The sequence below is a fragment of the Streptococcus suis genome, from assembly GCF_017601095.1.
Lineage (GTDB): Bacteria > Bacillota > Bacilli > Lactobacillales > Streptococcaceae > Streptococcus > Streptococcus suis_Z.
The window spans coordinates 93,848-109,399 of sequence record NZ_JAGFUX010000001.1; the positions used below are offsets into that span (position 1 = coordinate 93,848).

Consider the following 15,552-nt stretch of genomic DNA (forward strand, 5'->3'; position numbering starts at 1 on the left):
CTCTTAGTTTGAAAGAGGCATGCCGACGTCTTGATGTGTCACGATCAACACTTCTTCGCTATATTACAACTTTTAATGAAGATGCGGGCGTAGATGAACTAGGCTTGGAATTTTCCTTAGAAGACGAAAGTCTTACTTTGAAACGGTCTGCAAGTTTGTCTAGTCAGGAATTATTGGGCTATCTCTGTCGTCCGAGCTTACGCTACCAGCTTTTACTTTGTTTACTCGATCGCAATGATGTATCAATTCCACAATCGGCTCAGGAATTGTTGGTTAGTGAGGCAACGATTAGCCGTCAATTAGCCAGTCTTAATAAACTGCTAAAGGAATTTCAAATTGGAATCAAGGGTGGGAAACTAAAGGGGAGTGAGTTACAGATCCGCTATTTCTATTTTCATTTGCTGTGGCTAACCCAGCCGGCCTCTGATTTTGAACTGGATCGGGTTTACCAGGAACAATTGGCCTACTTACCTATTTTTGAAAGACAGTATCAATCATCCTTTAATCCTCGTCAAGCCCACCAATTGGCTCTCTGGTTGACCTTGGTTCAAAAACGCATGCGCTTAAAGGATCTGGATTTCCAGTCGACTTATGAAAGAATGAAGCCCTATCACCAGCATAAATTTTACCGTCAATTGCGCAGCCTTTTTCTCACCATGAGTCAACAAAAATCAAGCTCCTTTCAAGAAAGAGATACCATGACGATTTTTGCTTTTCTATTTAGTCAAGGTATCTTGGCTGCCCATCAATTAGAGCAATTGCTAGGCTTTGGTGGCCCAATCATGGAAGCGACCAGTTGGAGTTTTCAGGAACTAAAAACTTCAATGCAGATGGAGTTGATGATGGAAGAAGAGAGCCTTTATCAACTCAATCAACTCTTAAGTCAGTTCTATTTTTTTCAATCTTGGATTGAAACAGGCTTCGAAGAATGCCCATCATGTCCAACAGCCTTACAGGATTTAACCAAGCACATACTGATTTCAGTTCAAGAAAATTGGTTTCAGCAAGTGTCAAAACCAATTGCTGACCAGCAGTTTCAAGCCATGGTCCAACTCATTGTCTATCTCTTACAAGTTGAGAGAACTAAGGTTCGCCTTGCTTTGGCTTCTAGTTATTCCAAAGTAAGGAATCTTCCCTTGTTCCAATACTTGCAACAGGAATTAGATGGAAATGGTGCTCTACAGTTTGAATTCTTCGAAGAAGGAAAAGACTATGACCTGATTTTATGCTTGGATTACCCCCTGACTAGCTCTCATACATATCAGCTTTTTTCCTATCCACATCAACATGATATTCTCGCTCTAAAAAAGATTATTTCCTCTCTACATCTTCAAAAATTTGACCGAGCCAAGCGATTGTTGGAAGGAGAGTATTATAAGATTGAGCGCCGATAATCAATCAGCTTCCTAGAAAAATCTAGGAAGTTTTTGCATGTTTTGTATGATTCATAAGTTGGTTTAAGCCTTGATAGAAGAGTGTTTTATCAGATTTTTTGTAAAATGTAAAAAAAATGATAAGGAAAAATTCACAAAATAGTTTACAATAAAGTCACAAGGAAAACGGAAGCGTTTTCAAAAACAAAAAATAGGGGGGACAGGAAATGTCAACAGAAAAATACATCATGGCCATCGACCAAGGTACAACGAGTTCACGCGCCATCATCTTTAACAAAAAAGGTGAGAAAGTGGGTAGTTACCAAAAAGAATTTACTCAAATTTTCCCTAAACCAGGTTGGGTAGAACACAATGCCAATGAAATCTGGAATTCCGTTCAGTCTGTTATTGCGGGATCCTTTATTGAAAGTGGTGTTCGTCCAGACCAGATCGAGGGGATTGGGATTACCAACCAACGCGAAACTACAGTTGTTTGGGACAAGGAAACAGGACTTCCAATTTACAATGCCATTGTCTGGCAATCTCGTCAGACAGCACATATTGCAGAACAGTTAAAACAAGATGGTTATGCTGACCTTTTCCATAAGAAAACAGGCTTGGTCATTGATGCTTACTTCTCAGCTACAAAAGTTCGTTGGATTTTGGACCAAGTTCCTGGAGCCCAAGAACGTGCAGAAAAAGGTGAAATCCTCTTTGGCACTATTGATACTTGGTTGGTATGGAAGTTGACAAACGGCAAGTGCCATGTGACGGACTACTCAAACGCAGCTCGTACCATGCTTTATAATATCAAGGAACTCAAGTGGGATGATGAAATCCTTGAACTGCTCAATATTCCAAAAGCCATGCTGCCAGAAGTTCGTTCCAACTCAGAAATCTACGGAACAACAGCACCATTCCACTTTTACGGTGCAGAAGTTCCAATCTCAGGTATGGCAGGTGACCAACAAGCAGCCCTCTTTGGACAGTTGGCCTTTGAACCAGGTATGGTGAAAAATACTTACGGAACAGGTTCCTTCATCGTAATGAATACGGGTGAGGAAATGCAGCTTTCTGAAAATAGCCTCTTGACCACAATCGGGTATGGTATCAACGGTAAAGTTTACTATGCACTCGAAGGGTCAATCTTTATCGCAGGATCAGCTGTGCAATGGCTTCGTGACGGTATGCGAATGGTTAAAGAATCACCAGAATCTGAAGAGTTGGCTCGCAAATCAACCAGCAATGATGAAGTCTATGTTGTGCCAGCCTTTACTGGTCTAGGAGCTCCATACTGGAATTCAGAAGCGCGTGGTTCAGTCTTTGGCTTGACGCGTGGAACAACCAAGGAAGATTTTGTGAAAGCAACTCTTCAATCTATTGCCTACCAGGTGCGAGATGTTATTGATACCATGCAAATTGATTCAGGTATCGACATTTCTGTCTTGAAGGTTGATGGTGGCGCGGCTATGAACAGTCTTCTCATGCAATTCCAGGCAGATATCCTTGGTATTGAGATTGCCCGTGCGAAAAACTTGGAAACAACTGCACTTGGTGCAGCCTTCTTAGCAGGTTTAGCAGTTGGTTTCTGGAAGGACTTGGATGAATTGAAGGAATTGAATGCAGTTGGTCAATCCTTCAAGCCAGCAATGAATGAAGCACGCAAAGAACAGCTCTATAAAGGCTGGAAAAAAGCAGTTGCTGCAACGCAATTATTTGCACAATTGGATGAAGAGTAAAAAGTTAGAAAGTGTGAAAACATGGAATTTTCAAAAGAAACACGTCGCTTAGCGATTGAAAAAATGCAAGATAGACAGTTGGATCTCTTGATTATTGGTGGTGGTATTACGGGGGCGGGTGTTGCCCTCCAAGCCACTGCTAGTGGTATGGAAACTGGCTTGATTGAAATGCAGGACTTTGCCGAAGGACATCCAGTCGTTCAACCAAGTTGGTTCACGGTGGGCTTCGTTACCTCAAACAGTTTGATGTAGAAGTAGTATCAGATACAGTTTCAGAACGTGCAGTAGTGCAAAATATTGCACCTCACATTCCCAAACCAGACCCAATGTTGCTTCCAGTTTACGATGAAGAAGGATCTACCTTTAGCCTCTTCCGCTTGAAAGTGGCTATGGATCTCTATGATTTGTTGGCTGGTGTCAACAATACTGACCTTGCCAATAAGGTGTTGACGAGAGAAGAAGTGCTGGAACGAGCACCGCATTTGAAAAAAGAAGGCTTGCTTGGTGGTGGTGTTTATCTTGACTTCCGTAACAATGATGCTCGTCTGGTAATTGAAAATATCAAACGTGCAGCCAAAGACGGAGCCTTGATTGCCAGCCGTGTCAAAGCGGAAAAATTCATCAAGGATGAGGCTGGAAAAGTTGTCGGAATCATCGCTCGTGATTTGCTGACAGACAGCACCTTTGAAATCCGTGCGCGTTTGGTCATCAATACAACAGGACCATGGAGTGACGAAGTGCGTAATCTTGGAGGAGAAGGCTCAGGTGTTCTCCAAATGCGTCCAACCAAGGGGGTGCATCTAGTTGTTGATAGCTCTCGCTTGTCTGTCCCTCAGCCAACCTATTTCGACACTGGTCACGCTGACGGCCGTATGGTCTTTGTCCTTCCTCGTGAAAACAAAACCTATTTTGGTACGACAGATACGGACTATACAGGCGATTTGGCAAACCCAACGGTCACTCAAGAAGATGTCGATTATCTATTGGATATCGTTAACAATCGTTTCCCAGAAGCACACTTGACCTTGGATGATATTGAAAGTGGCTGGGCTGGTCTTCGTCCCCTCTTATCTGGAAATGGTGCTTCTGACTACAATGGTGGCAATAATGGAAAACTCAGCGATGATAGTTTCAACAGCTTAATTGAAACAGTCAAAGGTTACTTGAACAATGAAAAGACCCGTGATGATGTGGAACACGATTTGACTCATCTGGAAGGTAGTGTTTCTGAAAAACACTTGGATCCGTCTGCTGTATCGCGTGGTTCTGCCCTTGACCGTGATGACAATGGTTTACTCACACTTGCCGGTGGTAAAATCACTGACTTCCGTAAGATGGCAGAAGGTGCACTTGAAAAAGTGGCAAGCATTCTAAAAGAAGAACATGGGCGTAGCTTTAAACTCATCAATTCCAAGACCTATCCTGTATCTGGTGGTGAATTGAACCCAGCTAATGTAGCAGAAGAAATCGAACACTTGGCACAATTAGGGGTGAAAAAAGGTTTGGATTACGAGGATGCACTCTACCTTGCTAACTTGTACGGTTCAAATGCACCTAAAGTTTTTGCCTTGAACCATAAAGTAGAGGCTGTGTCTGACCTTAATCAACGTGATTTGCTTTCTCTTCATTATGCCATGAAAGAAGAAATGACCTTAACAGTAGTGGATTATCTGCTTCGTAGAACAAACTATATGCTCTTCATGCGAGAACAATTGGATGCAGTAGCACCTAAAATCATCAAGGAAATGGCAGCCTATTATGCTTGGTCTGAGGAGGAAGTGACTCAACAGGAACAATTGCTAGCTGATACACTCGTTAAGAATGATTTGGCATATTTGAAACAAGCATAATATAATTTATCTGATTTACAAGGTAGTAGATTAGAATATCCAAAGGAGGAATTATGAAATTTTTACGTTCAACAATCGGCTATATGATTGCCGGTATGATTGTCATGAGTGTTTGGGGAGCCTTTGCGGAAGCCTATGGCATAGCAGGTGGCTACTTTGCAGCCTTTATTATCATTGGACCTATGTGGTTTATGAACCACTATCTAGGTCTAATCAAACACGATTCTGATTCAGCTTTTGTTGATATGGGATTGGGAATTGCGCTGTGTGGTATTTTCCGTGATGCCTTTCTCAATGGATTTGGAACACTGGCAGATTCTCTTCCAACCATTCTTCTGATTACAGTAGGTGCTGTTTTGGGTGGCTTGGTTGCTGCAAAAGTCGAAGAAGATATGGAAAAAGATTAAGGAGGAGTAGAGATGACAATTCAACAAGCAATCGCAACAATTGTAGGTGCTTTTATCTTCCCATTTGTCATTCGCCTGATGTGGGGAAAAATGGTTGAGCACTGGGGTGCCATTGGAGGATGGATGGCAGCTTCTATGATTGTCGGAACAATTTGGACCCTTAACCACGGTGTTGGACTCATGACCCAGTCTGGTGCAGTTTGGGTTGACATGGGATTGGCAGCAGGTATCGGCTTATTTGTTGCTTCGGCAGCCAGAGGTGGTAAAGTTGGTAAAGCGACAAATAATCTACTTGCAGCACTTGTAGGTGGAATCCTAGGTGGCTTAATCCTCTCCTTCATTTTATAATAGATAGAAACAGCTAGAACATTTTTTTCTAGTTGTTTTTGGTTTAGATTGTTTTAAGGAAAGTGCCTTATAATAAAATCATCTTTTTCATATAATCTCCTAGAAGCACTTGAAGTCATTCAGGTGTTTTCTTTGTGCATTTTTCTTGATTTTATAACTAATTAGTGATAAAATACATTCATATTAACTATCGAGGTAAAGCTATGAACAATACAGGTATTCATCACATTTCAAGTTTGGTAGGGAACATACACCAAGCCTATCATTTTTATCATCATATTCTTGGTTTGAAATTGACCTTGAAAACAGTCAATCAAGAAGATTCAAGCATGTATCATCTTTTTTTTGGTGATGATGAAGGTCGTTTTGGAACGGAATACACCATTTTTGATATGCCTAACCATCCCAGTCATCGAAACGGAACCAATCGCTTGGAAAGAACTGTTTTTCTGGTAAAAGATTTTGAGGCATTGGAATTTTGGCAGAAAAGGTTGACAGATTTGGAAGTGGAAAATGAAGGAATTCTTGCTTTTGGAAATGGGCATATTCTGAATTTCCAAGATGAAGATGGACAATTGCTTGGATTGACCTATCATGAATCTGTCGGTGAAATGTTTCCATATGAAACAGATGGAATTCCGTTGGAATATGCTATTCTTGGCATCGCCAGTCTACATATGCGGATTCGTGAAGAAAAAGAATTGTTATCTTTATTGACAGAGACTTTTGGTTTCGTCGAGGAAGGTCGATTTGTTTTTGAAGATAATTTAGTGATTTCTCTGCTCTTTGTTAACACCTTCCAGCATCGCCTTTATTTGATTTTAGACCAAGAGTCTCCAATCAGTGTATTGGGAGTTGGGGCTATTCATCATATTGCATTTGGTGTCTTAGATGAGTCTGATTTGGAAGATCTGATTAGCCGATTAAATCTCATCAATCGTCCACATTCTGGTATCATAAATCGAGATTTCATTCATTCCTTGTACTTCCGCGCGCCAAATTACCTTATGTTTGAGGTCGCGACCATGACTGGCGAAAGAGAGGCTGCCATGCCAAGACAAGATAAGTTACTAGATAAAGTTGAACTGTTCTTGCCAAGTTTCTTTGAAGAGGACAGACAGGTTATCGAAAAAAATCTCTCCCAACGTTATTAGGAGAAATGAAGTATGGATTATCGCTTCATCAAAGGGACCAGTCCTAGTCTTTTGTTCTTTTTCCATGGCACAGGTGGCAACAAGGACTCCATGCTCTTTCTCCGCCAACAGCTGGATCCAGAAGCTTTTGTCCTTTCCTTGGATGGAAGTTGGGGCCAAGGCAGGGAAAGGCGGTTCTTTGCACCGCTGATCGACGGTCAGCTGGATCTTGTCGATTTTGAAATGCGCTTGTCGGCTTTTCTGGATTTTTGGCAGGACTTGGACATCCGAGATTATCGTCAGATTACTTTCGTAGGTTTTTCAAACGGTGCTAATTTCATCATGGGCTTGTTGACCAAGCAGTCAAACCTGGCGGACAATTATATCTTACTCCATCCCTCAGCCTTAGATTATGCTTTTCCTATGGAAAATAGCAGAGCAGAACTTTTATTTACGTTAGGTCAGAATGATGTGTTAATTGACCCATTGGCTCTTGAAAATCTTGTAGTAGATTGGCAAGCGTCAGCTTTTTCCAAAGCCAACCTAGCTCGTTTTGACAAGGGACATTTTTTAAGTCAGGATGAATTGACCTATATAAAAAATTGGTATCAAGAAAGAATAGACAAAAAGACCTGAACTAATAAGTTCAAGTCTTTTATGTGTCTTAGATTAGTGATTCCAATTTATCCACCAAGGAACCGACGTAAGCAATAGTTTCTTTAAGTGGTTGGTCAGTTGAAACGTCAACACCTGCGTGCTTAGCAAGGTCCTGAGCAGAAAGGCTAGCACCCAGTGACAAGGTTTCCAACCATTTTTCAACAACTTCTTCAGGATGTTCTTCCAATTGTTTTGCCATGGCTGTACCGATGGTCAAACCAGCTGAGTAGGTATATGGATACAAACCAATGTAGTAGTGTGGTTGACGCATCCAGATAAGACCTGCATCATCACCGATTTCAAAGTCTTCACCCCAGAATTCCTTGATGACATCCAACTTGATTTGGCAGAGAATATCACCATTGAGGTATTCTTCATTATCCAAACGAGTATAGACTTCACGCTGGAAGGCTGCTTCAAGCAAGTGAGTCACCATATTGTGGAAGTAAGTACGGCTGATCAACTCGCTGATCAAGTAAGCCTGGAAGCCAGGGTCTTGGTTGTTTTTCAAAAGGGTGTTACAGGTCAAGACTTCATTAGCAGTTGATGGAGCTTCGATGAAGTAAAGTGAAGGTTCATAGCTAAGTACGCTTTGTTTTTTCGCCCATTGGAAATGTCCAGCATGGCCTAATTCGTGAGCCAAAACCAAGACTTCGTTCATCAAACCTGTCCATGAAAGGAGGATATAGGATGGTCCATCATAAAGAGTAGCACAGAAACCACCTGTTGCCTTGCCTTCGTTTTGAGCAAAGTCAATCCAACGCTCATCAAATGATTGTTCAATCATTTTCACATAATCTTCACCAAGAATGCCCAAGCAGTCAATCAAGAATTGTTTGGATTCTTCAGGAGTAATGCGTTGGTTGTATTCCGATGGCAAGCTGATTTTCAAGTCAGCATGAGTGATTTTATTCAAACCATGAGCCTTGGCAACCAATTTCACATAGCGACGCATGTGAGGAGCCAATTCCTTCATGATGACATCAATCTGACGATCAAATAGGTCACGGGATACGTTTTGACGATGTAAGAGGAAGTCAATGGTATTGTCAAAGCCACGCAAGCGAGCTTCGATTTGCTCATTCTTGATGTGAGACAAATAAGTTGCTGCGGTTGTATTCTTGTATTTCTTCAAGGTTGAGTAGAAACTAGCCGCGGAATTGCGACGGATTTCGGTATCGTGGCTGAGTTCATAATCATTTTCAAAAAGTACATAGCTGTTTCCGAGCGTCTCGCCATTTGCCTCAAAGTTGTCAAAGGTCATATCCTCAAACTTTGTCACACCATAGTTGTTATAAGGCTGACCAAAGGTTGGTGCAAAGTTTGCTAGCAATTCTTCTTGAAGTGGATGAAGCTGGTGCGGCTTGTCACGGAGAATGCCGTCAAAGAATGCAGCCCATTGTGGTTGTTCATCTTTTAATTCAAGAAGAAAGGCTTCATCTAACTGACCAAGTTCAGAATAGAGGAAATCACGTTTTGGAAGAGTCTTAGCTGCAACCAAGTCATATTCGTTGGCAAGGCTAGCAAGTTCAGTATTCATCTTATCGACTTCAAGTGGCAAAAATGCATAGTGGGAAAGTCGGCTATCCAGAATAACGATTTTCTCATATTCTTTGAGAGCAGCTACAATGGTTTCCTTGTCTGTTAGTTTTCCTTTGAAGTTTGTTTCGAAGGCAGTGACTTGATTTGTATAAGCAACCAATTGTTCTTTGTAATTTTCAGGTGTTGGGAATAGCAAATCGGTATTCCAAGTTAATTGCGCATCAATTTCTTGACGCTTTGGCATTGCAGAAGTCATATATTTCTCCTTTTCTTATTGATAGCTACATTATAACATAAGAATTGGTTTGAGGAAAAATTATTATAGACCAATTTATGAAAAGAAAACTTGACAAAATGCTTAAAAACGTAGATAATTATAGTATGAAAGGGTTTACTGAAAACCGGAAAGGAGTTAGATATGCAGGTTATTAAACGAAGTGGTGAAATTGTAGAATTCGACCCAGAAAAGATTTACCAAGCCATTATTAAGGCAGCTCAAACTGTATATGTAATCGACGATACATGGCGGAAGAACCTAGCGCAAGTGACTAAAAAAGTCGTGCTAGACTTGGAAGAAGCTCATACAGAACGTCCAACCATTAGCATGGTTCAGTCACAAGTTGAGCATCGTCTCTTGGATGCAGGCTATATTACCATTGCTGAACATTATATTTCTTATCGTTTGCAACGTGATTTGGAACGCAATGGCTATGCAGATAAGATTGTTGTACATTTGCGATTTGAACAGATTCGTTAATTCAAAGAAAACGTCCAACTATTTGTTGGTCGTTTTTTTAGTTGAGCTGATTGATTATTAAATAGAATTCTAGGTTAATCATTTATATGACTAGTGTCGTATTTCATTATTCTTGGTGGCATTCAATTAATCGAGGATAGAATGCGTTATTTACCTTCTTTTATTTTCGTGAATTAATTGAGAAAAACTTCACATATTAATTGAAAAAGCTAGGAAAAAGGTGTATGCTAATAGTATAGAAAACATAATAATATATATTAAACGGAGGTTTTGCTATGGCAACTTTTTATGTTCCAGCTGTCAACTTGATTGGTCGCGGTTGTGTCAATGAAATCGGTGGCTATGTCAAAGAACTGGGCTACAAGAAGGCTTTGCTTGTGACGGATGAATTTCTGCTAACAAGTGATATTCTACCCAAAGTGACCAAGCCGCTTGATGAAGCAGGTGTAGATTATGTGGTCTTCAGTCATGTGGACCCAAACCCAACCTGTAAAAATGTCTACGATGGACTGGCAGTCTTGCAGGAAAATGACTGTGATTTCATTATCTCGGTTGGTGGCGGCTCTCCACAGGATGCGGCAAGCTGTATTTCCATTATGGCAACAAACGGCGGAAAACCTCAAGATTATGAAGGTCTTCATAAGTCGGAGAAAAAAGGCTTGCCAGTTGTCGCTATCAATACAACTGCAGGTACTTCTGCTGAGATTACCATTAACTATGTTATTACGGACGAGGAACGTAAGGTGAAAATGGTAATGGTAGATAAGAATAGCTTGGCTGTGATGTCAGTTAATGATCCAGAACTTATGCTTTCTAAACCAGCAGCTTTAACGGCGGCAACGGGTATGGATGCCTTGACCCATGCTATTGAAGCTTTGGTAACACCGGGTGCTTATGGCGTGACTAAGAAACTTTCTATGGGTGCAATTGAACTGATCAAGGAATATTTGCCTCGTGCAGTTGAGAATGGACAGGACATTGAAGCTCGGGAAGCTATGGTCCATGCTATTTTCCTTGGTGGTATGAGTTTCAATAATGCTGGTCTAGGCTATGTTCACTCTATGGCACACCAGTTGGGGGCTGTATATGATTTACCACATGGCGTCTGCTGTGCCATGATTTTGCCAATCATCGAGCGTGAAAATGCCAAACGTGTACCAGCTGCCTTCCGTGACGTCGCAAAAGCCTTGGGACTTGATATTGCAGGCAAGTCTGATGAGGAATGCGCAGACTACGCCATCGCACAAATTGAAGAATTGTCTGCTAGAGTTGGCATTCCGAAGAAATTAACAGAACTGGACATTAAAGAGGAAGACTTCGACTTTGAATACCTCTCCAAGAATGCCTTGATTGATGCCTGCGCACCAGGCAATCCATTTATGCCGACCCTGGAAGAGACCATTGCCTTCTATAAAGAACTCTTCTAGATGTCTATTTGTTATAGATTTCGAGGAATAAAAAAGCACCCCAACTCTCAAAAATGGGGTGCGATTTTTGTTTATATATCTTACTGTGTAATTGTTTGTAAGAGTGTCTCAGGAGTGGTGATTGGTAGGATGCGGACACGATTGAGACTGAGTAAGCCATCAGCAGCCGAAGCAAGCCCTTCGTTGGTAGTGACGCCCAACTTGTAACCTATACTTTCAGCGATGGCTAAGGTGTCGGCTGAATAGCGCCCAGCTGGATAGGCCACTGCAAGGGTATCTTGATGGAGATTGGTGTCTAGGTAGGTCTTGGAAAGTTGAAGTTCACTTGTCTGGTCCTCTAAACTCGAGTATTCCAAATCAGGATGTGTCACGGTGTGGGCTTGGAAGGACATGCCATTTGCTTGCATCTCTTTCAATTGGTCAAGTGTGAGGTGGCCGGTCATACCACTTTCTGTCCGACCAGTAATGACATTGTTGGTAGCCTTCATTTTATATTTTTTCAAAATCGGATAGGCAATTTCATAAAAATCCCAGAGGCTGTCATCAAAAGTTAACCAAACCACTTTTTTTCCAGCAGGCAAGACATTTTCCGTCAACACTTTATAGGCTTCTTCGGGAGACAAACTATAATACCCGGCTTCCTGCAAGGCTTGGAGATGGGTTTCAAAAGTAGTTGGATCCACTATCAAATTTGCATTGGCACTTTCTTCAGGGGCCATGACATGAATGGCATGATACATAAGAATAGGGATTTTAACCGACTCTGCTTGTTGCTCCCAAAGAATATCAGAAGAGTTTGTGCTGTCATCTTGACTAGTACTTGCTTGGGATTCACTTGTGGTTGAGCTCGTTACAAAGCTAGAGATGGGAGTGCTTGCTTGACTATCCTGCCTGAAAAGACTATTACCTCTGATAAAAAGAATCATGGTTCCAAGGATAAATAAAAGACTGAGGAGCATGCCTAGCCAAAGGGTAAGTTTGGGGCCGCTTTTCCTCCTGTATCTGCGACTGAATCGTGTGTGCTTGGTGGTCATTTTTTCCTCCTATATTTATTTATAAATCTATTGTAGCAGAATTTTCTAAAAATTTGTGCTATAATGGGAAAAATAGATTTTAAGGAGTATTTATGACAATTAATATTGCCCTTTTAGGCTTTGGAACAGTAGCGAGTGGTGTTCCGTTTTTGTTGAAGGAAAATGCTGAGAAAATTCAACAAGCTGCTAAAGAAAACATCCAAGTTGCAAAGGTTTTGGTGAAAGACCAAGCGGAAAAGGAACGATTGCTTGCAGCTGGACATGATTATCATTTTGTAACCAATATTGATGATATTCTATCTGATGATACAATTCAAATTGTTGTAGAATTAATGGGCCGAATCGAGCCTGCTAAAACCTTCATTAGCCGTGCATTAGAAGCAGGGAAACATGTTGTTACTGCAAACAAAGACTTACTAGCTGTTCATGGTGGTGAATTGCGCGAATTGGCTGCAAATATGGGTGTAGCTCTTTATTATGAAGCAGCAGTCGCTGGCGGTATTCCAATTTTGCGGACCTTGGCAAATTCGCTTACTTCTGATAAGGTTACCCGCGTTCTTGGAGTATTGAATGGTACTTCAAACTTCATGATGACTAAAATGGTCGACGAAGGATGGACCTATGATGAAGCCTTAAAAACAGCTCAGGAATTGGGTTATGCAGAGTCAGACCCAACCAATGACGTTGAAGGAATCGATGCGGCTTACAAGGCTGTGATTTTGAGTCAATTTGCATTTGGTATGACCATTGATTTTGAACAAGTTGCACACAAGGGCATCTCAGGAATCACACCAGAAGATGTAGCGGTAGCGCAAGAGCTGGGCTACGTTATCAAGCTCGTAGGTGATATTCAAGAAACCACCTCTGGTATTGCAGCCGAAGTATCTCCAACCTTCTTACCAAAATCACACCCCCTTGCAAGTGTCAACGGGGTCATGAACGCCGTCTTTGTGGAATCAATTGGAATTGGCGAGTCCATGTACTACGGACCAGGAGCAGGTCAAAAGCCAACTGCAACAAGTGTTGTGGCAGATATCGTTCGGATCGTTCGTCGCTTGAATGATAATACTGTTGGCAAAGCCTTTAATGAATACAGTCGTCCGCTACAGTTGGCCAAACCTGAGGATGTCGTGAGTGAATACTATTTCTCTATCTTAGCACCTGACAAGACTGGTACCTTACTTCGCTTGGCTGAAATCTTCAATAGCGAATCCATCTCCTTTAAACAAATCTTGCAAGATGCTTCACTTGGAGACCAGGCACGTGTAGTCATTGTTACTCACGCAATGAGTAAAACCCAGTTGGAAAAGGTACAAGCTAAACTAGCTGCAGCGGAAGCTGTTGAAGTTCAAAATACCTTCAAAGTTTTGGGAGATTAATATGAGAATTACGGTACCTGCAACCAGTGCCAATATTGGTCCTGGTTTTGACTCAGTAGGTGTTGCCTTGAGCAAGTATCTACATATCGATATTCTTGAACCGGCAGACCAATGGGCAATAGAACACAACTTGGAGTACGTACCAAGTGACCAAAACAATTTATTGATAAAAACCGCTTTAAAGGTTTGTAAAAATTTGCAACCCCATCGGCTTAAGATGACCAGTGATATTCCTCTAGCTCGAGGACTTGGTTCATCTAGTTCTGTCATTGTTGCTGGTATTGAACTGGCAAACCAACTTGGAAACCTTCAACTGACAAAGGAAGAAAAGTTGACCATTGCGACTGAAATAGAAGGCCATCCTGACAACGTAGCACCAGCTATTTATGGAAATTTGGTGATTTCAAGCTATGTCAATAAAAAGGTAGCAGCAGTTGTGGCAGATTTTCCTGAGTCAGGTTTTCTTGCCTTCATTCCCAATTACCCCTTGCGTACAAGCGAAAGTCGCGGTGTCTTGCCTAGTCAATTATCAGCCAAGAAAGCCGTTGCAGCCAGTAGCATTGCAAACGTGGCAGTTGCAGCCCTTTTAAAAGGGGATATTGAAACAGCTGGTAAGGCTATTGAATCCGATATGTTCCATGAGCCTTTTCGTCAAAAATTGGTTCAAGAATTCTACCCAATTAAACAAATTGGTCATGAAGAAGGAGCCTATGCGACCTATCTTTCTGGCGCAGGCCCAACTGTCATGGTCCTTGCAGCCAAAGAAAAACTGGAGTGTATTTCGGAGAAAATTACTGCCTTACAACTGGATGGTAGCCTCCATGTTCTTGAAGTTGACCAAGAAGGGATCCAGATCCAAGAATAAGAAAGTCCACCGCGGTGGATTTTTCTTTTGGTCAAATGAGAAAGGAGGGAAATAGGATGGAAATTCATACCAAAGTTTGGTATAATGTGTTAGATATTCTATTTTTTGAAAAGAGATGTAATATGAAAGATAAAATCAGGCAAGAACTCGAAGGAATCGATATTCGTTTCGACGAACCGTTGAAAGACTATACCTATACTAAAGTAGGGGGAGCAGTAGATTACCTGGCATTTCCACGCAATCGCTATGAAATTGTTCGCATTGTTGAATTTGCCAATCGTGAACAGATTCCATGGATGGTTCTGGGTAATTCTAGCAACATCATTGTAAAAGATGGGGGTATTCGTGGTTTTGTCATCCGAATGGATGAACTCAAGTCTGTGACCGTTTCTGGCTATACAATCGAGGCAGAAGCAGGAGCTAATTTGATTGAAACAACTAAAGTAGCCTTGTTCCATTCGCTTTCAGGTTTTGAGTTTGCTTGTGGTATCCCAGGAAGCATCGGCGGTGCTGTTTATATGAACGCAGGTGCCTATGGTGGGGAGATTGCACATATCTTGGTTTCCGCCCAAGTTTTGACTCCATCTGGATATGTTGAAACTTTGGATGGACGTGATTTGCGTTTTGGCTACCGTTCATCTATTTTGCAAGAAAATGGTGCCATCGTATTATCTGCCAAGTTTGCATTGAAGCCAGGTAATCACACGGTTATTAAACAAGAAATGGACCGTCTAACGCATTTACGTGAATTGAAACAACCATTGGAATGGCCATCTTGTGGTTCCGTCTTTAAACGCCCGCTTGGTCATTTTGCTGGTCAATTGATTATGGAAGCTGGTCTAAAAGGTTACAGAATCGGTGGTGTTGAAGTTTCTGAAAAGCATGCAGGATTTATGGTCAATGTGGACAATGGTACTGCTAAAGATTACGAAGACCTGATCGCCCACGTGATTTCTGTTGTTGAAAAAGAATCTGGCATCGTGTTAGAAAGAGAAGTCCGCATCATCGGTGAGGATTCGTCAGCCAATTAAGAAGGAATTG

The 15,552-nt window shown here is 41.5% G+C and carries 13 protein-coding genes and 1 pseudogene; 12 read left to right on the forward strand and 2 right to left on the reverse strand.

Annotated elements, in window-relative coordinates; genetic code table 11:
- Positions 1-35: 35 nt before the first annotated feature.
- The 7 genes and pseudogenes from J5566_RS00495 to J5566_RS00525 all read left to right on the forward strand — a co-directional run bounded on the left by J5566_RS00495 (position 36) and on the right by J5566_RS00525 (position 7,486).
- Positions 36-1,394, forward strand: a complete 1,359-nt coding sequence (locus J5566_RS00495) for a helix-turn-helix domain-containing protein (protein WP_208561638.1) — start codon at positions 36-38, stop codon at positions 1,392-1,394.
- A 206-nt stretch (positions 1,395-1,600) separates the two neighbouring features.
- Positions 1,601-3,112: a glycerol kinase GlpK gene (gene glpK / locus J5566_RS00500; RefSeq protein WP_208561639.1), complete on the forward strand. Its 1,512-nt coding sequence runs from the start codon at positions 1,601-1,603 to the stop codon at positions 3,110-3,112.
- A 21-nt stretch (positions 3,113-3,133) separates the two neighbouring features.
- Positions 3,134-4,962: pseudogene (gene glpO, locus J5566_RS00505) on the forward strand (type 1 glycerol-3-phosphate oxidase).
- Positions 4,963-5,015: 53 nt separating this feature from the next.
- The gene (locus J5566_RS00510) at positions 5,016-5,369 is read left to right on the forward strand and encodes a Lin0368 family putative glycerol transporter subunit (RefSeq protein ID WP_105125392.1); all 354 of its coding nucleotides are present in this window, start codon (positions 5,016-5,018) and stop codon (positions 5,367-5,369) included.
- A gap of 12 nt (positions 5,370-5,381) precedes the next feature.
- On the forward strand, positions 5,382-5,717 hold the full coding sequence (locus J5566_RS00515; RefSeq protein ID WP_172050595.1) for a Lin0368 family putative glycerol transporter subunit: 336 nt from the start codon (positions 5,382-5,384) through the stop codon (positions 5,715-5,717).
- A 203-nt stretch (positions 5,718-5,920) separates the two neighbouring features.
- Positions 5,921-6,871: a VOC family protein gene (locus tag J5566_RS00520; protein WP_208561640.1), complete on the forward strand. Its 951-nt coding sequence runs from the start codon at positions 5,921-5,923 to the stop codon at positions 6,869-6,871.
- A 12-nt stretch (positions 6,872-6,883) separates the two neighbouring features.
- On the forward strand, positions 6,884-7,486 hold the full coding sequence (locus J5566_RS00525) for an alpha/beta hydrolase (protein ID WP_244228906.1): 603 nt from the start codon (positions 6,884-6,886) through the stop codon (positions 7,484-7,486).
- A gap of 28 nt (positions 7,487-7,514) precedes the next feature.
- On the opposite strand, the gene pepF is transcribed toward J5566_RS00525, so the two are convergent.
- Positions 7,515-9,305: an oligoendopeptidase F gene (pepF, locus tag J5566_RS00530; RefSeq protein ID WP_208561641.1), complete on the reverse strand. Its 1,791-nt coding sequence runs from the start codon at positions 9,303-9,305 to the stop codon at positions 7,515-7,517.
- A 162-nt stretch (positions 9,306-9,467) separates the two neighbouring features.
- Here pepF and J5566_RS00535 point away from each other — a divergent pair, with 162 nt between their 5' ends.
- Both J5566_RS00535 and J5566_RS00540 read left to right on the forward strand, forming a co-directional pair.
- The gene (locus J5566_RS00535; protein ID WP_105109201.1) at positions 9,468-9,806 is read left to right on the forward strand and encodes an ATP cone domain-containing protein; all 339 of its coding nucleotides are present in this window, start codon (positions 9,468-9,470) and stop codon (positions 9,804-9,806) included.
- Between the two features lie 275 nt (positions 9,807-10,081).
- Complete coding sequence (locus tag J5566_RS00540) at positions 10,082-11,233, forward strand: iron-containing alcohol dehydrogenase (protein WP_208561642.1); 1,152 nt, start codon at positions 10,082-10,084, stop codon at positions 11,231-11,233.
- Positions 11,234-11,313: 80 nt separating this feature from the next.
- Here J5566_RS00540 and J5566_RS00545 read toward each other — a convergent pair whose 3' ends face one another.
- Entirely contained in the window at positions 11,314-12,267 is a 954-nt protein-coding gene (locus tag J5566_RS00545) for a polysaccharide deacetylase family protein (protein WP_208561643.1), read from the reverse strand.
- Positions 12,268-12,359: 92 nt separating this feature from the next.
- Between J5566_RS00545 and J5566_RS00550 the strand changes: the two genes are divergently transcribed.
- From J5566_RS00550 to murB, 3 genes are all read left to right on the forward strand, one after another.
- Complete coding sequence (locus tag J5566_RS00550) at positions 12,360-13,646, forward strand: homoserine dehydrogenase (protein WP_208561644.1); 1,287 nt, start codon at positions 12,360-12,362, stop codon at positions 13,644-13,646.
- 1 nt (position 13,647) lies between these two features.
- Positions 13,648-14,511, forward strand: a complete 864-nt coding sequence (thrB, locus tag J5566_RS00555) for a homoserine kinase (protein WP_208561645.1) — start codon at positions 13,648-13,650, stop codon at positions 14,509-14,511.
- Between the two features lie 122 nt (positions 14,512-14,633).
- Positions 14,634-15,542 (forward strand): UDP-N-acetylmuramate dehydrogenase, encoded by a 909-nt coding sequence (murB, locus tag J5566_RS00560; protein ID WP_208561646.1) that lies wholly within the window; start codon positions 14,634-14,636, stop codon positions 15,540-15,542.
- The last annotated feature ends 10 nt before the right edge of the window (positions 15,543-15,552 follow it).

Coding starts and splice junctions, on each gene's coding strand:
- glpK (WP_208561639.1), top strand. CDS start 1,601: ATGTCAACAGAAAAATACATCATGGCCATCGACCAAGGTACAACGAGT.
- J5566_RS00510 (WP_105125392.1), top strand. CDS start 5,016: ATGAAATTTTTACGTTCAACAATCGGCTATATGATTGCCGGTATGATT.
- J5566_RS00515 (WP_172050595.1), top strand. CDS start 5,382: ATGACAATTCAACAAGCAATCGCAACAATTGTAGGTGCTTTTATCTTC.
- J5566_RS00520 (WP_208561640.1), top strand. CDS start 5,921: ATGAACAATACAGGTATTCATCACATTTCAAGTTTGGTAGGGAACATA.
- J5566_RS00525 (WP_244228906.1), top strand. CDS start 6,884: ATGGATTATCGCTTCATCAAAGGGACCAGTCCTAGTCTTTTGTTCTTT.
- pepF (WP_208561641.1), bottom strand. CDS start 9,305: ATGACTTCTGCAATGCCAAAGCGTCAAGAAATTGATGCGCAATTAACT.
- J5566_RS00535 (WP_105109201.1), top strand. CDS start 9,468: ATGCAGGTTATTAAACGAAGTGGTGAAATTGTAGAATTCGACCCAGAA.
- J5566_RS00540 (WP_208561642.1), top strand. CDS start 10,082: ATGGCAACTTTTTATGTTCCAGCTGTCAACTTGATTGGTCGCGGTTGT.
- J5566_RS00545 (WP_208561643.1), bottom strand. CDS start 12,267: ATGACCACCAAGCACACACGATTCAGTCGCAGATACAGGAGGAAAAGC.
- J5566_RS00550 (WP_208561644.1), top strand. CDS start 12,360: ATGACAATTAATATTGCCCTTTTAGGCTTTGGAACAGTAGCGAGTGGT.
- thrB (WP_208561645.1), top strand. CDS start 13,648: ATGAGAATTACGGTACCTGCAACCAGTGCCAATATTGGTCCTGGTTTT.
- murB (WP_208561646.1), top strand. CDS start 14,634: ATGAAAGATAAAATCAGGCAAGAACTCGAAGGAATCGATATTCGTTTC.